This window comes from Pseudomonas sp. PDM14 (assembly GCF_014851905.1).
Classification (GTDB): domain Bacteria; phylum Pseudomonadota; class Gammaproteobacteria; order Pseudomonadales; family Pseudomonadaceae; genus Aquipseudomonas.
The window spans coordinates 57,981-74,353 of the sequence record NZ_JACVAQ010000002.1 but is presented as its reverse complement, the minus strand read 5'-3'; the positions used below and the strand labels follow the sequence as shown (position 1 = coordinate 74,353).

The window sequence follows — 16,373 nt, the reverse complement described above, 5'->3', positions numbered from 1 at the left end:
TGTCGCTTTTCCGCACCGCGCGATAAGGTCGCACGCTGCCAACCACCTCAAGGAAAGAGCATGATCCGCAGGAAACGGAACACCACTCGAGTCGAGCTAATTCAGCCGGCTCACTCCGCCTCGGCACCTCAGAATCGGGCACCTGCAGCTGAATCCCCATTCGTAGATTTTGGACTTGCCATAAAGCTCATCGCTGGGCTCTATCTGGTGATCCAAGGCAGCCTGCTCATCTATGGGTATTCAGTCCTGATTGGCTATTACTCGCTCTACGGCATCGACTTGGGCGAGCTTGAAATCAGTAAAGCCGAGCTTCTCTTCAGTGGCTACGTTCAGGTGTTAAACGCTCTGTTCGGCACATCTACTGCGGTCAGCGCCGTCATACTGTTCTTGGTGTCTGACCTCATATGCGGGCTGGTGATTTTCTCGGTCACAGGGCGTGCTAAAGGTAAGCTGAAACTACTTGCTAGTACGTTCGCAGGCGTGGGTGTTGGACTTCTTTTTCTCGCACCCGCCTGGGGCTATATCCGAGGGCTTGAGGTCGCGACCGAGAGTTATAACGAGCAAACTACGAACGCTGCCGCTAAATACAAGTCAGTCCACAAACTGACGATTGAGGGTGGCCGGGAGCTGGAAGGCCGTATCGTTTTCGCCACCGCCAAGGTCACGTTTCTCCTGGCCGTGGCCACCGACGAAAAAGGCGACAAAACGCACCTGGTGTACAAGATCAACAACGCCAACAATCGGGTCATGCGCACCACAACGCTGGTCGCCAAGCCGGCAGATAAACCGAGCTGAGACGCCCAAACAAAAAGGCCCTGCACTGCAGGGCCTTCTTCCATCAGTCGGGTACCGTTCGCGCCGTCAGGGCTACAAGCATCCTTCTCACGATCTTCCGGTCAGGCTCCCCGAGCCCGCGATAGAACCGGACAATCAACCACTCTTCCGGCGTCAGGCTGTCAGCGTCGGGCAGATCCTGCCCCTTCTGTTCCAGCTCCTGAACAGCAACCTCGCAACTCATCTGCATACTCCGTTATTGGCAGTGAGCTATGGACGATAACGGCTGACATTCCCCACTCCACTGACCCGCGACAAATTGACTACATGGGCAGAAACGGCAGCTCCGTGCGATTCACCTGCACCATCCAGCCGGGTGCGCTGTCTTCCACTTACCTGCCCCCGGGAGCCAACCATGTGCGGTCGCTTCGTTCAGTATCGCCAGCCACACCGCTACGCCCAGGCGCTTGACCTCGGGCCCGATCAGCTCACGCTGATCCTCGAGCAGCCAGCCGCGGAGCGCTACAACATCGCCCCCACCTCCCTCGTGCACGTCCTGCACATGCCGCAGGGGCTGCTCCAGGATGAAGTGGTGCCATGGGGCTGGAGCCCCGCGTGGGCCAAGGGCAAGCGGCCGGCGCCGATCAACGCGCGCATCGAAGGCGTGGCCACCAGCCCGTTCTTCCGGCCGATCTGGCAACACGGCCGCGCCATCGTCGGTGCCGATGGCTGGTACGAATGGAAGAAGGACCCGGCCAACCCCAAGGTCAAACAGCCCTACTTCATTCGTCTGAAAAGCGGCGCACCCCTGCTCTTCGCCGCCCTGGGCGAGTTGCCCGATGGCATCGACCCGCCCAACCGCGGCGTGGTCATCATCACCGGCGGTGCGGACTCGGGCCTGGTCGACGTGCACGACCGCAAGCCCCTGGTATTGCCGCCCGACTTCGCCCGGCAATGGCTAAGCCCCGACACCTCACCCACCGATGCCCAGCACATCGCGGAGAATCTGGCGCTGCCCGCAGATGCGTTCGAGTGGTACCCCGTAGGCAAGGCTGTGGGCAACGTCCGCAACCAGGGCCCGCAGCTCATCGAGCCAATCAGCGATCCCCTGGTCTAGCCCCTTACCCCAATCACCTCATCCCAGCGCGTGGTGTAGTTGCGACTTTTCATGTCGCGGCGCATGCCCCAGCCAGGGTCGATTGGCACCCGGCCGAGCCGCACGGTGCCGCGCCCTTCCCGCTGGTTAATCGAGTCCAACACCGCCATCAGCCGCTCACTGCCACGCCGCGGCGCCGGCGCGAACAGGTCGCCCGTCACCTCGCCGCGCTGGCTCAGGTCCGTCAGCAGAATCGAACACTTGGAATAGGCATACCCCGGCCGGTAGATCTGCTCCAGGCCGCGCAGCGCCCACTTGAGGATGTCGCGCGTGTCGTCGGTCGGCGTGGGCAGCGGAATGGTCACCGCATTCGCGTAGCGCGGCTTGTACGGGTCCATCATCTGCGTCTGAATACCCACCTGCAGGGCGCCGGTTACCGACTGCTGGCTGCGCAGCTTCTCGGCCGCGCGCGTCACGTAGGTGGCCAGCGCCTCGCGTATCGGCGGCAGGTCATGCAGCTTGGTGCCGAACATTTTGCTCGAGCAAATGGCCTGCTTCGGCGGCGGCCCTTCGTTGAACCCGATGCAGCTCACCCCGCGCAGCTCGCGCACCGTGCGCTCCATGGTCACACCGAAGGTTTTGCGAATCAGCGCCACATCGCACTGCGCCAAGTCCCAGGCAGTGGCGATATTCAGCGTGGCCAGCTTCACGCCGGTGCGCCGGCCAACGCCCCACACCTCGTCAACTGGTGCCAGGCGCAGCAGCTTCTCCTGGCGCGCGCGGTCGGTCAGGTCCACCACGCCGCCGGTGGCCGGCCACTTCTTCGCCGCCCAGTTCGCAAGCTTCGCCAGCGTCTTCGTGGTGCTAATGCCAACCCCCACCGGCATGCCCACCCACTGCAACAAGCGCTGGCGAATGCGCAGGCCCAGCGCAGCACGTTCATGCACACCGGTCATGTCTGCCCAGCACTCATCCACGCTGTACACCTCAATCGCCGGCACCATGTCCGCGATGATGGCCATCACCCGGTTCGAGATATCGGCGTACAGCGTGTAATTGCTCGATCGCACTGCCACGCCCAGGTCGGCCAATTGCTCGCGCACCTGGAAGTAAGGCGCCCCCATGGGAATGCCGAGCTTCTTCACCTCCGCCGTGCGCGCGATGATGCAGCCGTCGTTGTTGCTTAAAACAGCAACCGGCACACGCTTCAACCCCGGCTGACAAATACGCTCACAGCTGCAGTAAAACGAATTGCAGTCGATCAGCGCGAAGATGGTCACGCGGCCCCCACATAGCTGATTACCCAGCGCACCACACCCCAAATGGCCACACAGTCATCGGTTTCCAGGTTCACTGGCGGGGTAAACGGGTGGGAGGCTTTCAGCATCAAGCGGCCTTGCTCATCGCGGCTCATCAGGCGCACGCGCAACGTGTCGTCGCCGTCCGCCTCAACCACCACAAAGCAGCCATCAGCGCACGCGGCGGAACGGTCCACCACCAGGCGGTCGCCGGGGTACATGCCAAAGCCGATCAGGTCATCGGCATTCACCATCACCACCCAAATCTGCGGCGCGCCCAGGCCCGTGAGCTTGTCCAGGGAGAGGCGTTCTTCCTTCTCGTCTTCGGCGGGTGACTGGAAGCCTGTAATGCGCAGGTCGGCGACCTCTGGCAGCAGGTGCCGCAGCCGCTCGCTGCGGCCAAGAATGGAGAGTGACATCGGGGACTTCTCGAATTACTGTATGCACATACAGTAATTGAGATTCCCCATCGTGGCAAAACGCTCCTTACCAACGGCACCCTCTTCTTACGAGCTCCTGGCCGGCCGCCTGCTGCGCGCCATCAACTCCCCCGCGGCCCAGCGCACAAAGCACGCCTACCTCCCGCGCCTGCCGGATGACAATGAGGACGACTGGCGTCAGGTTCTAGACGGGCTGGCAGAGGAAGACAACGTCACAATCGCGCACCGCGACGATGGCAGCGTGGACGTGTTCTGGACGGTGCTGAAGGACGATTAAGCGGCCTAGTTCTGCTCTGCAGCCGGCGCTACACCTAACGAGCCATTGGCCTTGAAGTGTTTGGCCGCATCCTCAAGGCAGATGTCGCGCTCCCGTGGGTCCACCTCTGCGGCGCACAGGCTGGCCACCTCCGCGCTCGCGCCATCGTCCCGCAGCAGCGGCAGGCCGAACGCCACGAGCAGGCCCACGCCAACGAGCATGCACAACGCGATAAGTGCTTTCGACACAGCAACCTCCTACAGCACCTCGGGGGCGCCTTCATCACAGAGCTCGGTGCGCAGTATCAGCATCTGCGGTGGAGCATCGATACCCAGGCTCACACGGTGAGCCTGAGCATGATTGACGTGGATTGTGATGCCGTCACGCAGCAGGTGCTTCAACAGCTTCTCAGTGTCGACGCCAGGGTCGATGGTGATGCGGATCTGTTCGCCTTCCTGGCGGGTGAGCGCGAGATAACCCATGTAAACCCCACTTCAATATTCGTACTGAATGATTCAACACTACGTCAAAGTACGATTTACTCGTCAGTTGGTTTTCTCTCAGAAAATTTATTAGCTTCGAGTCGTGAAGTTTCAAAATCAGTTCTAGCACGCTCAAGCGCAGCAATAGAAGTTCCGGGATGTGCCAGCCCTACCTCCTTTAAATACCGCTGCCGATCAAACCGTTGTTCATTTGCCACAATCTCCATCTGCTTTTTTGCTTCTAGCTCTTGCTGCTTTAATTCAGCAAGCAAAGCTGAAGTATGCGAGGAGAATTTAGCTAGTTCAGCTGCCGCTTTAGCTTGATCTGAAATAGGTAAATGCGACTGCGAAGAAGCTTTCTTGGAGCGATGACTCATTAACGACTCAGCAAATTTTTCAGCTTTTAGCTTAGCCTCAGTCAAGGACGTAATTTTCTGCTCAGCAATGTCAAGTTCATCTTTCAGCCTCGCAGTCTCGTCTGCAAGAGAGGAATTATTTTGTAGAATCTGCTCATTTGAACCCCTAAGCCTATTGATGACCTTCTTATTTTCAGTAGCATCTTTTGCTATGAGATCAAGCGAAACATCACGTTCTCTTACTGATTCCTGACTATCCAAAAGCTGCCGCTGAAGTTTATCGACATCGGCCCTAAGCGTGTCAATAATATCATCGCGAGAGTCCAAGTCTGTTTGTAGCTCGGCAACTTGGACTTTTAGCTCTTTCCGAACGCGGACCCACTCTAGATGAGTATGAGGGGAGACTTCATCAGCCTCTTGCCGCTGCTTTCTCAACTCGTTCTGCTCGCGCAGCCAATATTTATGGACTCTCTTTGCAGGAATTGGGTAAAGATACAAATAGAGCAAGGCAGTACCAATTGGACCTAGAAAGCAGAGCACGCCGATATCCAGAGGCGTTGTCCAAATATGATTCTGGATGTAAGAGAATTTTACGTGAATCTTCATATCCGAGAACATAACGAAAATGAATTTATAGTTCCACAGAAGCCATGAAACTATAAATGACCCTGTAAGAGGGCTACTAAACCGTTCGCTCACACTACTTTTTACCGAGTCGATCATACTGAACATGGGAGAACTCTCTTCTTATAATTTTAGAGTTGACCTGGACGCGCTCTCACATCCAAAATTGCGTTAGTAGTCGGATTAAAATCGCACTCATAAATGTGTTTTTGGAATGCGCCAAACCCATTCTGAAATTCGATTTTGTCCCCAATGAAAGTAACTATTCCCTGTGCTTCATTGGCCCAGCGGAAGTGGCTGAATTTGGTTTCGAAGGTTCCGTCAGTCCAGCGAGCGCTGAACTTCCCGAGTTTCTCTACGTGGTCCTTGCAGTAGACGCTGGCAGAAACCAGGTGCCTGTCGCCCCAGCAGCTCAGGCTCTTCATGCAAGTGGCGTCGTCAATCTTGGGCGGCGCGGCGGTCTTTTTTTCATCGTCATCGCCGCTGCACATGGAGACGACGACCGCGATAATCACCAGCAGGATCGCCACGCCGGCGAACTGCTGCCCGAACGTGACTCCGGGGTTGGCAACGCCACAATTTGGGCAGGTTTTAGCTGAGGTATCGACTTGGTGTTTGCAGGACTTGCAGGCAGTAAGAGCCATGGAATTCTCCCCTTTGATTCATCCAATGAAACGCCGGCCCCCATGGCCAGCGAACGCAAAGCAATCGGGCGATCTGCTGCCGCCCTGATACAACGCTTTAATCCGGAAACGACATCCCAATCGTGGCGGCCAGCGCCGACGTGGTTCGCATCACTCCAGCCTGTTCCTCGGCCGGCAATTTTCGATAGTGGTCGACCAGCGCAGCTTCCGATGCAGTGAAGCTCTCGGCAGCTACGGGCCTCCGCTCGCCGGTGACTACGTAAAGCACATCCACACCAAGCCGAGCGACCGCAGCCAAGTAAAAGGCGTCGGGGCTTCCGTTGCCTTTCTCGTAATTGATCTGAGTGGTTTTCCCCACCCCGCCTGCAGCACCCAAATCGGTCTGGCTGAACCCCAGGCGCGACCTTTCTTCCTTCAGCCGTTCGCCGATGGTCATATTTTTTGCACCTTAGGCGTTGACAGGTTCATTTATCTGAACCAATATCGCCGCACACCACACGAAATCACACGAATTTGAACTATGCCCAACGGATACCCAACCGAGCAAGCGTGCTCGGCAGCGCGTGACCGCCTTTCAGCACTCGGCCTGTCCGCCAAAGAGTGGGCGGAACAGAACGAGCTGACTCCCTCTACCGTGTACGCGGTGCTCAATCGCCAGAAGAAGTGCCTGCGCGGCGAGTCCCACCGCGCCGCAGTGCTGCTCGGCATCAAGCCCGGCGAGGTCGCACAGTAATGCGCAGCCCTTCCCAAACAAACGAGAAGAACCGGCGGCCGATTCTCGACAGCCGCCGCAAGGTGGTCATGGCCGTGGTGGGTGCCTTCCCCGGTGGCCGGGACTGTGCCGCCGCGTGCCTGGGCATCGACCTCAAGAAGCTCGACAACCAGGTGTACGAGAACCCCGGCCACAAGCCGCTCAGCGACGCCCAGGTGCGCCAGCTGGAGCTGGTGAGTGGCACCAGCTTCCTCGTCGACTACCTCACCGGGCTTTACGGCGGCGTGTTCGTACCGATGCCAGCCGCCACGGACCTCGACAACCTCGACCTCTACACCCGCTCCCTGGCCGCCGACGTGGCCGAGGGCAAGGTCGACCAGATCATCATCAAGGCCCTGGAAGACGGCCGGCTCGACGAGGGCGAACTCGCCGATATCGTCGCCGCGCACCGCGTCCATGTGGCTGCCATACACGCCGAAGTCGGCGCCGTGATCACCCTGCACCGGAAAAATCCGGGCAGGCCCCAGGACCAGCAGTAAGCGCACGAAGCGCCAACACTTTTTGGCTACGGCCATGGCTGCGACTAGCGGCCGGGGAGATTGAATGAGCACCTACAAACTGGTGTGCCCAGCATGCAATGGGCGCATGCGTATCCGAACGTCCGAGGGGCAAACGCCCTGTTTCCGCTCCACGTACTACCAGTGCCAGAACCTGGCCTGCGGCGCCACGTTCAGCGGCTCGGTAACTATCGACTTCCAGCTCAGCCCATCCGGCATGGAAAAACCGCTGATGGTGCTGCCGCTCGCCCCGGCGCTGGAGCGGATGCGCGCCCTGCGCCTGGCAACAGAAGGCGAACAACCGGACCTGCTGGACCAACTGCTGGAGGCACACGCATGAATACCACCGCTCTGCTCGACCCTGCCAAGGAATACCGCGCCAGCATGCAGCGTGCCGCCCTGTGCTTCATGGAACGCCACCAGGCGGAACACCTGAGCAACGAGGCCGCCCTGCTCGATCGCGCCACTAGCTACTTGGTCAAGTCGCTCGACGTGCCCCTGTTCATGGCCCCGCGCCTGGCCCAGCTGGCCCTCAGCGAGCTGAGCCCCACGGTCATCGGCATCGACTTGGCCACCCAGCCCGACGTGGCCGTGCTGGCGCGCTGGGAACAAGGCCAGCACCGCGACCTGGTGCTCGTTGCCAGGCGCATTCTGCCGCACCGTTTCCTGGCCGCTCCGGCCGCCCCCTAACCGAATCCCACACCCTTCCCACGCAGTGGGTTTGGGCAAGTTGCGCCCAGCGCCCGGAGAACACCCATGACCAAGGCCTTGGAAATCCGCTTGCAACTCACCCAGGAGCAGGCCCAGGCGCTGCTCGAGGACGAGCGCCAGCGCCTGCGCATGGCGTTCAACGAGCACTGGTACGCAGACCGCTACCGCTACACCCCGGCCGGCCTGCGCAGCAAGGCCATCCTCGCGGACTACCCCGCGCTGGCTGGCCACAAACGCACCATCGGCGCACTGCGCGCCGCCCTCACCCAAGCTCAGTAAGGCCAACCATGCACGACCAACTCCGCTCCGACGTGCTCCAGCGCCTGGAGTTCGACTACGGCCTCAAGCACCGCACCGGCACCGATTACATGCGCGGCGGTGTGTGCCCGAGCTGCAACAAGAAAGAGCTGTTCACCAGCCACAAAAAGCCCTGGGTCATACGCTGCGGCCGCGAGAGCAAATGCGGCAAGAACTGGCACGTGAAAGAGCTGTACGACGACCTGTTCGACGACTGGAGCGACCGCGCACCGGCCACCGAGCAGCAACCCAACGCCAGCGCCCGTGCCTACCTGGAATTCGCCCGCGGCTTCCGCCTGGAACTGCTGGAGGGCGAATACACCCAGGAGAACTACTTTTCCCGCGACCTGAACATCGGCAGCGCCACGGTGCGCTTCCCGCTGGCCAAGGGCGGGTACTGGGAACGCCTGATCGACCGCCCCCACCGCTTCGGCAAGCAAAAGGCGCGCTTCCAGCCAGGCGCCAGCTACCGCGGTGTGTGGTGGAGCCCGAAGGGGCAGGATCTGCTAGCGGCCAAGGAGGTGTGGATTGTCGAGGGCATCTTCGACGCCATCGCCCTGATGCACCACGACATCACCGCCGTATCGGCGATGAGTTCCAACGCCTTCCCCGAGGAATCCTTGCGCGAGCTGGCCCGCCAGCGCGGCGGCAAGTTGCCCCGCCTGGTGTGGGCACTGGACAACGAGCCCGGCGCGCACAAGTACACCCGCCGCTGGGTGCGCCAGGCCCGCGAGCTCGGCTACTTCTGCGAGGTGGCGCAGATCCCCCAGCGCGACGGCCGCAAGGTCGATTGGAACGATCTGCACCAGCGCTGGCAGTTCCTCGACGAGGACAAGCGCGCAGACCGCATCGACGCCGACCTACGCGAGGCCCGCCACCACGGCGCCCTGCTCATCGCCGAAAGCGCCTCGGAAAAAGCCCTGCTCATGTACCAATGGCGCGAGCGGGAAGAGTTCCACTTCGGCTTCGACAGCCGCCTGTACTGGTGGAAGCTCGACATCGAGAAATTCAACAAGGCCGTGCAGGCCCTGGAGTCCAGCGACCAGCAGGAAGAGAAGCTGCTCGACAAGCGCGCCATGCGCGAGAAGGCGTTGCGCATGTCGGGCTGCGTGGTGGAAATCGCCAACTGCTACCCCGAGGCCCTGTACTTCCAGCGAAACGAGGTGACGGACGAGTCCTGGTACTACTTCCGTGTCGACTTCCCCCACGACGGCATGTCGGTGAAGAACACCTTCACCGGTGGCCAGGTGGCCGCGGCGAGCGAGTTCAAGAAACGCATGCTCGGCATGGCCGCCGGCGCCGTGTTCACCGGCAGCGGCCAGCAGCTCGACAAAATCCTCAAGGACCAGCTCTACGGCATCAAGACGGTCGAAACCATCGACTACGTGGGCTACAGCAAGGAATACGGCTGCTACGTCTACGGCGACGTGGCCATCCGCGCCGGCGCGGTGAGCGAGGTCAACGAAGAGGACTACTTCGAGTTCGGCAAACTGCGCCTCAAAAGCCTGCAGAAGGGCGTAACCATCCGCCTGCAGCGTGACGTAAAGGAATACAGCGACGACTGGCTGCCGCTGCTCTGGACGTGCTTCGGCGCCCAGGGCGTGGTGGCGCTGGTGTTCTGGTTCGGCTCGCTGTTCTGCGAGCAGATCCGCGCCCGCTTCCAGTCCTTCCCCTTCCTGGAGGCCACCGGCGAGGCCGGAGCCGGCAAAACCACCCTGCTCAACCTGCTGTGGAAGCTGCTCGGCCGCGAGGGCTACGAGGGCTTCGACCCGATGAAGTCCACCAAGGCCGGCCGCAGCCGCCTGATGGGCCAGGTGTCGGGCATGCCGGTGGTGTTCCTCGAGGCGGACCGCCACGGCGATGACAAGGCCCATGCAAAAACCTTCGAGTGGGACGAGCTGAAGGACTTCTTCGGCGGCGGTACGCTGGCCACCAAGGGCGTGAAAACGGCGGGCAACGAAACCTACGAGCCACCGTTCCGCGGCACCATTGCCATTAGCCAGAACGCGGCCGTGGTAGCGCATGAGGCCATCATGACGCGCATCTGCAAGCTGCACTTCGTGCGCCCCACCGTTACCCCGGAAAGCCGCGCCGCGGCGGACAAGCTCAACGCCCTGGACGGCCGCAAGCTCAGCCACTTCCTGCTCAAGGCGGTGCGCCAGGAATCCGCGGTGCTGGACCTGTTCGCCCAGCGCATGCCCGAGCACGAAAGCCGCCTGCGGCGCCTGCACACGCATTGCATTCAGTGCGGCACCGAGTACCCCGGCAACGTCGACAGCAGCGCCTGCAAGGCCTGCGGCAACGACCTGCGCGGCTACCTGCGCGTAGAGCGCATCAGCAAGAACCATGCGCAGATGCTCGCCCTGCTCGACTGCATCCGCCTGATGGTTCCGCTCAGCGACGCACAAGTCAGCGCCACCCAACGCCAGATCGTGCGCATGGCCATCGAGCGCCAGGGCTCCATCAGCGCCGACCACGCCGCCGTGGCGGAATTCTGGGAGGTGTACGACTACCTCGAAGGCCTGGACGCCGACGGCCCGGTGGTCAACCACAGCAAAAAGCCCGACCTCATCGCCATCAACCTCAACGAGTTCGCCGAGCGCGCCGCCGAGCACCGCCAGAAGCTGGCCGAGGTCAGCGTGCTGCGTGACCTGCTCAAGGAATCGCGCAGCCGCAAGTTCATCGAATCCAACCGCACCGTCGACAGCGCCGTTCGCGCGTACCAGGCCACGCGGCACAACAGCACAGTCAGCAAGTCACCTTCGGTGAAGTGCTGGGTGTTCAAGGCGTAGGGCGGCAACCCGCGCCGATCACAACCCCAAGGAGAAGCACCATGCAAACCGACGACAACGACACCTTCTACCCCGCCGGCCGGCGCGAAGCCCTCGGCACCCTGGTCGTCACCGGCCTGACCATCGCCCTGCTGGCCCTCGCCGGCTACTTCGCCCCAACCCTGCTGGCCGCGGCCATCCGCTAACCCCCACCCAGGCGCGGCAACGCCTGGGCACCACCCCAAGGAGAAGCACCATGCAACTCAACGTAATCCGCGGCGAACGCGCCACCGGTAAAACCACAAGGCTGCGCCAACTGGCCGCCGAGGCTGGCCATGATGAAGCGGTAATCATCGCTGCCCCCCATTTCAGCGAGTTCGACCTCGGCCTGCTGATCCGCGGCCGCCTGCATCGCGGCCACAAGATCGTGCTCATCGACGACTGTTCCCCTGAGCAGATCCACCAGCTGGAAAAGCTTCAGCCCGAGCTACCCGACAGCCTGACCATCCACGCCGTTGCGCAAGCGGGGTCCTGATCATGGCCCTCAGCGCACGCATGCAAGACGACCTCAACCGCCTGGCGGTGGAGGAAGCCGAGCGCCCTTACCTGCGCGCTGCCGGCATTGAAGCGCTCAACCGCCTGCTCCCCGTAGCCCAGCGCCGCACCGGGCAAAGCCGCATCGTCGGCACCTTTCTGCTCAGCCTCTACAACGGCTCCGCGTTTCCCTTCCCGCTCACCGACCTGCGCGGGCTCGACACTGCTCTCTGGAACGACTGCATGGCGCTGCTGCGCATGGACAGGCGCCCCGAGCAAGAGGTGCACCTGTACGTAGAGAACGGCGAGGCCATCTGGTCGCTACTCAAAGCAGCCTGGGCCCCACGCACCAACTGAAGCCGGCACCAGCAGGCCCCGCCGAGCGGCAACTCGGCAGGGCCGCCCCCCAAGGAGAAGCACCATGCACCCCATTCATCAGCACCACCGCTGGGCATTGCTCGCCATGGTCGCCACGCTCGCAGGCGTCACCGCCACGTCCGTGGCGCTGGCCATCAGCGCGCTCATCGACAACACCCTGCTCGCCGTCCTGTTCGCCTCGGCGGCGGTGGTTCTGGACCTGTTCAAGTACATCGCCTGGCCCTTGGCCCTCGGCCTGCTGACCATGCGACGAATCCTGGCCGCGCTGCTGATGATGGCCTGCGCGCTGGCCCTGGGCGCCGTATCCAGCTGGGCCACCTATGACCGACTCATGACCTCGATCATCACCAGCCGCGCCGAGCACCAGGTGCGCTTCGGCCTACGCCAGCCCGAACTGCTGGAGCTACGTCAGGCCGAAGCCGACCGGATCGAGCAGCTCGACGCCGAAGCGCTCGCAGTCCACCAACAGGCCAACGCCCTGCGCGAGCGCGGCATGGTCACCCGCGCCCTGGAACTGGAAACCGCCGCCCTGGCCCGCATCGACACACAACGCCAAGCCGCCCAGGTACGCCGCGAAGCAGCCTCACAGGAACTCACCGCCATGCGCAGCCAGCCGGCCAAGGCCGCCGGCCTGCCACTGCAACTGGCCACCCTGCTCTGCCTCGGCTTCGCCGCCGCGCTGGAGGTTGTCCCCGCCCTGATCCTCGCCGCCCTGCGCCCGCCCCCGGCACAGCAACGCACGCCTGTAGCAGCAACGGCCACGCGGAAACAGACCGAGGAACGCGGCCAGAAACAGGCAGAAACCGAGCAGGAAACAGGCCTGCCGCCAGCGCTACAACAGCTCATCGCCGGCACGGCGAGCGGCGCCAAGGTGGCAGTCAGGCAGGTGGCGAAGGAACTACAGATAGGCAGCGCCAAGGCCACCAAGTTGCTGCAGCAGGCCGCCGAAATGGGCGTGCTGCACAAGACCGCAGGCGGCTACGTCGCCGCATAAAAGACGGCCTCGGAGGGCGGCAACCCTCCGAGGCCAGACCAACCCCAAGGAGAAGCACCATGCAAGTGAACCCCCAAGAAGTCAGCGAGGCGAAGGCTACCACACGCCTGCGCACCGTCACCCGATACGGCCTTGTCAGCCAGGCGACCATAACCGGCTGTAGCAGCGACAGCCTGTCGCCCTGGTTCTTCGGCAAGTTCGGCTTCGAGCTGGCCGAGGCCAAGCCGCTGCCGTTCCAGCCCTGCAAGGGCCGGCTGGGCTTCTTCGAGATCGACCAGGTAGGCGGGGGTGCATGATGAGTTCGCTCCGCCAAGGCGACATCTTCTCCTCCGGCGCCCAGCGCCTGCAGATGACCGAGAGCATCGAGCTGACGATCCAGTCCCTGCAGGCCTACGGCGCCGATCACGACCATTGGGGAGTGGCGTGGTCGGGCGGTAAGGACTCCAGCGCCACTCTTACCCTGCTCATCTGGCTGATCGACACCGGCCGCATCAAACCGCCTAAGTCCCTCACTGTTTTCTATGCCGACACGCGGCTGGAGCTGCTGCCCCTGGCCAATGCGGCCAAGCAGATCATGGACGAGCTGGAAGAGCGCGGAATCCACGTCGAGGTTGTCACCGCGCCCATGGACAAGCGCTTCATGGTCTACATCCTTGGCCGTGGCGTGCCTCCACCGAACAACAACACGCTGCGCTGGTGCACCCGCCAGATCAAGATTGACCCAATGACCCAGGCCTTAGAGCAACGCCTTGCCGAACTGGAAGGCAATGTCCTGATGATCACCGGTGTGCGACAGGGCGAAAGCGCGATCCGCGACAAACGGATCGAGATGAGCTGCGGCAAGGATGGTGCCGAGTGTGGCCAGGGCTGGTACCAGAAGGTGCTGCCCGAGGCTAAGGGCCTGAAAGGTCGGCTCGGTACTCTGGCACCGCTGCTGCACTGGCGCGTCTGCCACGTTTGGGAATGGCTCAAGCACTGGGCGCCGTTGGTGGAGTACGGCGACTGGTCGACTGCCACCATTGCCGACGCTTACGGCGGCGACGAAGCCGAGGAAATCAACGCCCGTACCGGTTGCACCGCCTGCCCGCTTGCCAGCGAAGACAAAGCGCTCGACACCATCCTGCTCAATCCGGCCTGGGCCTACCTCGCCCCGCTCAAGCGCATCAGGGCCTTGTGGCGCGAGCTGCGCGAGCCACAGCACCGCCTGCGCAAAGCCGGCATCGAGCGCCTGAAGGACGGCAGCATTGCTGCCAACCCGCAGCGCATGGGGCCGATTCTGCTGGAGTCGCGTCTCATGGCCCTGGAGCGCCTGCTCGGCATCCAGGCCGAAATCAACGAGGCAGCGCAGCGCCTCGGCCGGCCGCTGGTGGATCTGATCAACACCGAGGAAGAGGCCCGCATCCGCGAGCTGATCGCTACCGAAACCTGGCCAGACGGCTGGGACGGCGACGAGCCTATCGCCACCACCCCGCTCGATAAGGTCTATGCGGATGGTTCTGTGCAGCCGCTGCTGTTCCTGGAGTCCCAGTCATGAGCCGCATCATGTACGGCACCACCGGTCAGCGCGGGGGGAAACGGCTGCTGCCACTGTTCCAGTACGCCAAAGAACACGGCTGGCAGATCGGGAAAACGAACAGCGGTCACTTTCGCATCACGAAACCAGGCCGCCCGATCATCCACACCAGCTGCACACCGAGCGATTGGCGTGCCGTGCGCAACGCAGTGACCATGCTGGCCAGGGCTGACCGCTATGTCGTGGTGATGGTGGACCGCCCAGCCCGGCCGACTTCCATGCCCGACGCGCGGCCGGGTGGACAGCTCGGGATGGACCATCGCGCAACCAGGTAATTCCTGGCGAACAAGAATATCGATTCGCTGTTTCTCGCCTTGGCAACGGGGCGAGCTTTTACGGGGCCAATACACTGGCCCCGTTTTCTATGCGTGGGGACGCACATGGCAGAGGGTGTAGAAGTACGCGGCAACCGCGTGCGCGTGTATTTCCGGTTCGAGGGTGAGCTATGCCGGGAGGCGATCGCCGGTGACGCAACGCCGGCGAACATCGCCAACGCCGAGCGACTGGCCGGCATCATCAATTACGAAATCAAGAACGGCACCTTCAGCTACGCGCGCCACTTCCCCGACTCCCCGCGGATCAAGACCAACACCCTGGGGCACTACATCGACCTCTGGCTCGACATCAAGCGCAACCACCTGGCGGCCAGCGGCTTCCGTGGTTACCTGAGCCGGGTGGAAAACCACATCCGCCCGCGCTGGGGTAACCACCAGGCCGACCAGATCGACCACCTGGACCTGCAGAGCTGGGTGCAGCTGGAGCTGATGCCCAAGCTGCACAACAAGACCGTGCGCGAGATCGTCAGCAACATGCGGCAGATCTTCCGCCTCTATCGCACCCGCAACAAAACCGCGCACGACCCTACCGACGGCATCGTCATCACCCTGCCCGACTCCGACGACCCGGACCCGTTCACCCGCGCCGAGATCGCGCAGATCCTCAGCACGGAAAGCGATCGCACTCAGGAGCTGAACATGGTCGAGTTCATGATGTGGACCGGGCCGCGCATCAGCGAGGCAATGGCGCTGGCCTGGGAGGATGTCGACCTCGAGGCCGGCACGGTGATATTCCGCCGGGCGCGGGTGCGCAGTCAGTACAAGGTGACGAAGACCAGACGCTCCACACGCAAGGTCACGCTGCTGGCCCCATCCCTACGGGCGCTGAAAGCCCAGGTGAAGCACACCAAAAACCTGCCACCCGTCGAAATCGAAATTACCGATCGGGACAACCGAACGAAGAAGGTGCAGAAGGTGCGCTTCGTGTTCCACAACACGGCCAGCGGCGAGGCGTATTCGACCTCAGACACGCTGCGCAACGGCTGGTGGAAAGCTCATCTGAAGAAAGCAGGCATCCGGCCGCGCGGACCGAACCAGTGCCGACACACCTTTGCCAGCCAGATGCTGACCAGCGGGATTGCGACACCAGAGTGGATTGCAGACCAGATGGGGCACACGTCGACGGCGATGATCTTCAAGCACTACGCGACGTGGATCAGTAAGGACGGCCCGGACTTCGTGGGCCTGCTGAATCAGGCGCTAAAACTGTCCTGAAACCAGCTGCAGGGGCTGTTTTGCGCCCCTCTCAAGCATCACTCATTCCCAAAATGTTCCCAAATCGTTCCCGCAGAGGGTTTCGATTAGAAAAATTCGTTTAGAAATAAGGACTTAGATGGCGGAAGCGGTGAGATTCGAACTCACGGAAGAGTTTCCCCTTCGACGGTTTTCAAGACCGTTGCATTCAACCGCTCTGCCACGCTTCCGGCGTTAGTGCGGGCGGCAATCTTACCCGAACGCAACACACTGTCAAACTCTCGCAATTGGCACAGCGGAGTCGTCTGTTATGATCCCTTGGACTGCGGTCACGGACCCAATAGCTC

General features: G+C 62.0%; 25 protein-coding genes and 1 tRNA gene. 17 read left to right on the top strand and 9 right to left on the bottom strand.

Features of this window, described 5'->3' with window-relative positions; translation table 11 throughout:
- Nucleotides 1-60: 60 nt before the first annotated feature.
- Nucleotides 61-795 (top strand): hypothetical protein, encoded by a 735-nt coding sequence (locus tag IB229_RS12975; protein WP_192329564.1) that lies wholly within the window; start codon nt 61-63, stop codon nt 793-795.
- A gap of 43 nt (nt 796-838) precedes the next feature.
- Here the strand turns inward: IB229_RS12975 and IB229_RS12970 are convergent, their stop codons facing one another.
- Nucleotides 839-1,018, bottom strand: a complete 180-nt coding sequence (locus tag IB229_RS12970) for a hypothetical protein (protein ID WP_192329562.1) — start codon at nt 1,016-1,018, stop codon at nt 839-841.
- Nucleotides 1,019-1,189: 171 nt separating this feature from the next.
- Here IB229_RS12970 and IB229_RS12965 point away from each other — a divergent pair, with 171 nt between their 5' ends.
- On the top strand, nt 1,190-1,891 hold the full coding sequence (locus IB229_RS12965; RefSeq protein ID WP_192329560.1) for an SOS response-associated peptidase: 702 nt from the start codon (nt 1,190-1,192) through the stop codon (nt 1,889-1,891).
- On the opposite strand, the gene IB229_RS12960 is transcribed toward IB229_RS12965, so the two are convergent.
- Together IB229_RS12960 and IB229_RS12955 are read right to left on the bottom strand one after the other, a co-directional pair.
- Complete coding sequence (locus IB229_RS12960; RefSeq protein ID WP_192331569.1) at nt 1,888-3,144, bottom strand: Y-family DNA polymerase; 1,257 nt, start codon at nt 3,142-3,144, stop codon at nt 1,888-1,890. The two genes, IB229_RS12965 and IB229_RS12960, sit on opposite strands and share 4 nt — an antisense overlap.
- 2 nt (nt 3,145-3,146) lie before the next feature.
- Nucleotides 3,147-3,587 carry a LexA family protein gene (locus IB229_RS12955; protein WP_192329558.1) on the bottom strand — a complete coding sequence of 147 codons (441 nt, stop codon included), beginning with the start codon at nt 3,585-3,587 and terminating at the stop codon, nt 3,147-3,149.
- A gap of 52 nt (nt 3,588-3,639) precedes the next feature.
- Here IB229_RS12955 and IB229_RS12950 point away from each other — a divergent pair, with 52 nt between their 5' ends.
- Nucleotides 3,640-3,885 carry a DUF1654 domain-containing protein gene (locus tag IB229_RS12950; protein ID WP_192329556.1) on the top strand — a complete coding sequence of 82 codons (246 nt, stop codon included), beginning with the start codon at nt 3,640-3,642 and terminating at the stop codon, nt 3,883-3,885.
- 5 nt (nt 3,886-3,890) lie between these two features.
- On the opposite strand, the gene IB229_RS12945 is transcribed toward IB229_RS12950, so the two are convergent.
- The 5 genes from IB229_RS12945 to IB229_RS12925 all read right to left on the bottom strand — a co-directional run bounded on the left by IB229_RS12945 (nt 3,891) and on the right by IB229_RS12925 (nt 6,406).
- Entirely contained in the window at nt 3,891-4,112 is a 222-nt protein-coding gene (locus IB229_RS12945; protein ID WP_192329554.1) for a hypothetical protein, read from the bottom strand.
- A gap of 9 nt (nt 4,113-4,121) precedes the next feature.
- Nucleotides 4,122-4,346, bottom strand: a complete 225-nt coding sequence (locus IB229_RS12940) for a carbon storage regulator (protein ID WP_192329552.1) — start codon at nt 4,344-4,346, stop codon at nt 4,122-4,124.
- 56 nt (nt 4,347-4,402) lie between these two features.
- Nucleotides 4,403-5,434, bottom strand: a complete 1,032-nt coding sequence (locus tag IB229_RS12935) for a coiled-coil domain-containing protein (protein WP_192329550.1) — start codon at nt 5,432-5,434, stop codon at nt 4,403-4,405.
- A gap of 23 nt (nt 5,435-5,457) precedes the next feature.
- Nucleotides 5,458-5,970, bottom strand: a complete 513-nt coding sequence (locus tag IB229_RS12930) for a zinc ribbon domain-containing protein (protein ID WP_192329548.1) — start codon at nt 5,968-5,970, stop codon at nt 5,458-5,460.
- Nucleotides 5,971-6,067: 97 nt separating this feature from the next.
- Nucleotides 6,068-6,406 carry a helix-turn-helix domain-containing protein gene (locus IB229_RS12925; protein WP_192329546.1) on the bottom strand — a complete coding sequence of 113 codons (339 nt, stop codon included), beginning with the start codon at nt 6,404-6,406 and terminating at the stop codon, nt 6,068-6,070.
- An 84-nt stretch (nt 6,407-6,490) separates the two neighbouring features.
- On the opposite strand from IB229_RS12925, the gene IB229_RS12920 reads away from it, so the two are divergent.
- The 14 genes from IB229_RS12920 (at nt 6,491) to IB229_RS12855 (ending at nt 16,047) form a co-directional block, all read left to right on the top strand.
- Nucleotides 6,491-6,703, top strand: coding sequence for a DNA-binding protein (locus IB229_RS12920; RefSeq protein WP_192329544.1), 213 nt, complete (start codon nt 6,491-6,493; stop codon nt 6,701-6,703).
- On the top strand, nt 6,703-7,221 hold the full coding sequence (locus IB229_RS12915; RefSeq protein ID WP_192329542.1) for a YmfL family putative regulatory protein: 519 nt from the start codon (nt 6,703-6,705) through the stop codon (nt 7,219-7,221). Before IB229_RS12920 ends, IB229_RS12915 begins: the two co-directional genes overlap by 1 nt.
- A 64-nt stretch (nt 7,222-7,285) precedes the next feature.
- Nucleotides 7,286-7,579 carry an ogr/Delta-like zinc finger family protein gene (locus tag IB229_RS12910; RefSeq protein ID WP_192329540.1) on the top strand — a complete coding sequence of 98 codons (294 nt, stop codon included), beginning with the start codon at nt 7,286-7,288 and terminating at the stop codon, nt 7,577-7,579.
- Nucleotides 7,576-7,929, top strand: coding sequence for a hypothetical protein (locus IB229_RS12905; RefSeq protein ID WP_192329538.1), 354 nt, complete (start codon nt 7,576-7,578; stop codon nt 7,927-7,929). The genes IB229_RS12910 and IB229_RS12905 overlap by 4 nt, the downstream gene beginning before the upstream one ends.
- A 66-nt stretch (nt 7,930-7,995) precedes the next feature.
- A complete protein-coding gene (locus IB229_RS12900; RefSeq protein ID WP_192329536.1) occupies nt 7,996-8,229 on the top strand; it encodes a hypothetical protein in 234 nt (77 codons plus the stop codon).
- A gap of 8 nt (nt 8,230-8,237) precedes the next feature.
- On the top strand, nt 8,238-11,039 hold the full coding sequence (locus tag IB229_RS12895) for a toprim domain-containing protein (protein ID WP_192329534.1): 2,802 nt from the start codon (nt 8,238-8,240) through the stop codon (nt 11,037-11,039).
- Nucleotides 11,040-11,080: 41 nt separating this feature from the next.
- Nucleotides 11,081-11,224 carry a hypothetical protein gene (locus IB229_RS12890; RefSeq protein WP_192329532.1) on the top strand — a complete coding sequence of 48 codons (144 nt, stop codon included), beginning with the start codon at nt 11,081-11,083 and terminating at the stop codon, nt 11,222-11,224.
- Nucleotides 11,225-11,274: 50 nt separating this feature from the next.
- Complete coding sequence (locus tag IB229_RS12885) at nt 11,275-11,553, top strand: hypothetical protein (protein ID WP_192329529.1); 279 nt, start codon at nt 11,275-11,277, stop codon at nt 11,551-11,553.
- A 2-nt stretch (nt 11,554-11,555) separates the two neighbouring features.
- Complete coding sequence (locus IB229_RS12880; protein ID WP_225579143.1) at nt 11,556-11,909, top strand: hypothetical protein; 354 nt, start codon at nt 11,556-11,558, stop codon at nt 11,907-11,909.
- Between the two features lie 64 nt (nt 11,910-11,973).
- Nucleotides 11,974-12,924, top strand: a complete 951-nt coding sequence (locus IB229_RS12875; protein WP_192329527.1) for a hypothetical protein — start codon at nt 11,974-11,976, stop codon at nt 12,922-12,924.
- Between the two features lie 59 nt (nt 12,925-12,983).
- The gene (locus IB229_RS12870; RefSeq protein WP_192329525.1) at nt 12,984-13,220 is read left to right on the top strand and encodes a hypothetical protein; all 237 of its coding nucleotides are present in this window, start codon (nt 12,984-12,986) and stop codon (nt 13,218-13,220) included.
- Nucleotides 13,217-14,458, top strand: coding sequence for a phosphoadenosine phosphosulfate reductase family protein (locus tag IB229_RS12865; RefSeq protein ID WP_225579142.1), 1,242 nt, complete (start codon nt 13,217-13,219; stop codon nt 14,456-14,458). Before IB229_RS12870 ends, IB229_RS12865 begins: the two co-directional genes overlap by 4 nt.
- Nucleotides 14,455-14,772: a hypothetical protein gene (locus IB229_RS12860; RefSeq protein ID WP_225579141.1), complete on the top strand. Its 318-nt coding sequence runs from the start codon at nt 14,455-14,457 to the stop codon at nt 14,770-14,772. The genes IB229_RS12865 and IB229_RS12860 overlap by 4 nt, the downstream gene beginning before the upstream one ends.
- 105 nt (nt 14,773-14,877) lie before the next feature.
- Nucleotides 14,878-16,047 (top strand): Arm DNA-binding domain-containing protein, encoded by a 1,170-nt coding sequence (locus tag IB229_RS12855; protein WP_192329523.1) that lies wholly within the window; start codon nt 14,878-14,880, stop codon nt 16,045-16,047.
- Nucleotides 16,048-16,166: 119 nt separating this feature from the next.
- Here the strand turns inward: IB229_RS12855 and IB229_RS12850 are convergent.
- A tRNA-Ser gene (locus IB229_RS12850) sits at nt 16,167-16,256 on the bottom strand.
- Nucleotides 16,257-16,373: the final 117 nt, after the last annotated feature.

What these genes read in the sequence shown, in the direction of transcription:
- IB229_RS12975 (WP_192329564.1), top strand. Translation starts at nt 61, where the DNA reads ATGATCCGCAGGAAACGGAACACCACTCGAGTCGAGCTAATTCAGCCG.
- IB229_RS12970 (WP_192329562.1), bottom strand. Translation starts at nt 1,018, where the DNA reads ATGAGTTGCGAGGTTGCTGTTCAGGAGCTGGAACAGAAGGGGCAGGAT.
- IB229_RS12965 (WP_192329560.1), top strand. Translation starts at nt 1,190, where the DNA reads ATGTGCGGTCGCTTCGTTCAGTATCGCCAGCCACACCGCTACGCCCAG.
- IB229_RS12955 (WP_192329558.1), bottom strand. Translation starts at nt 3,587, where the DNA reads ATGTCACTCTCCATTCTTGGCCGCAGCGAGCGGCTGCGGCACCTGCTG.
- IB229_RS12940 (WP_192329552.1), bottom strand. Translation starts at nt 4,346, where the DNA reads ATGGGTTATCTCGCGCTCACCCGCCAGGAAGGCGAACAGATCCGCATC.
- IB229_RS12935 (WP_192329550.1), bottom strand. Translation starts at nt 5,434, where the DNA reads ATGTTCAGTATGATCGACTCGGTAAAAAGTAGTGTGAGCGAACGGTTT.
- IB229_RS12930 (WP_192329548.1), bottom strand. Translation starts at nt 5,970, where the DNA reads ATGGCTCTTACTGCCTGCAAGTCCTGCAAACACCAAGTCGATACCTCA.
- IB229_RS12925 (WP_192329546.1), bottom strand. Translation starts at nt 6,406, where the DNA reads ATGACCATCGGCGAACGGCTGAAGGAAGAAAGGTCGCGCCTGGGGTTC.
- IB229_RS12920 (WP_192329544.1), top strand. Translation starts at nt 6,491, where the DNA reads ATGCCCAACGGATACCCAACCGAGCAAGCGTGCTCGGCAGCGCGTGAC.
- IB229_RS12915 (WP_192329542.1), top strand. Translation starts at nt 6,703, where the DNA reads ATGCGCAGCCCTTCCCAAACAAACGAGAAGAACCGGCGGCCGATTCTC.
- IB229_RS12910 (WP_192329540.1), top strand. Translation starts at nt 7,286, where the DNA reads ATGAGCACCTACAAACTGGTGTGCCCAGCATGCAATGGGCGCATGCGT.
- IB229_RS12905 (WP_192329538.1), top strand. Translation starts at nt 7,576, where the DNA reads ATGAATACCACCGCTCTGCTCGACCCTGCCAAGGAATACCGCGCCAGC.
- IB229_RS12900 (WP_192329536.1), top strand. Translation starts at nt 7,996, where the DNA reads ATGACCAAGGCCTTGGAAATCCGCTTGCAACTCACCCAGGAGCAGGCC.
- IB229_RS12895 (WP_192329534.1), top strand. Translation starts at nt 8,238, where the DNA reads ATGCACGACCAACTCCGCTCCGACGTGCTCCAGCGCCTGGAGTTCGAC.
- IB229_RS12890 (WP_192329532.1), top strand. Translation starts at nt 11,081, where the DNA reads ATGCAAACCGACGACAACGACACCTTCTACCCCGCCGGCCGGCGCGAA.
- IB229_RS12885 (WP_192329529.1), top strand. Translation starts at nt 11,275, where the DNA reads ATGCAACTCAACGTAATCCGCGGCGAACGCGCCACCGGTAAAACCACA.
- IB229_RS12880 (WP_225579143.1), top strand. Translation starts at nt 11,556, where the DNA reads ATGGCCCTCAGCGCACGCATGCAAGACGACCTCAACCGCCTGGCGGTG.
- IB229_RS12875 (WP_192329527.1), top strand. Translation starts at nt 11,974, where the DNA reads ATGCACCCCATTCATCAGCACCACCGCTGGGCATTGCTCGCCATGGTC.
- IB229_RS12870 (WP_192329525.1), top strand. Translation starts at nt 12,984, where the DNA reads ATGCAAGTGAACCCCCAAGAAGTCAGCGAGGCGAAGGCTACCACACGC.
- IB229_RS12865 (WP_225579142.1), top strand. Translation starts at nt 13,217, where the DNA reads ATGATGAGTTCGCTCCGCCAAGGCGACATCTTCTCCTCCGGCGCCCAG.
- IB229_RS12860 (WP_225579141.1), top strand. Translation starts at nt 14,455, where the DNA reads ATGAGCCGCATCATGTACGGCACCACCGGTCAGCGCGGGGGGAAACGG.
- IB229_RS12855 (WP_192329523.1), top strand. Translation starts at nt 14,878, where the DNA reads ATGGCAGAGGGTGTAGAAGTACGCGGCAACCGCGTGCGCGTGTATTTC.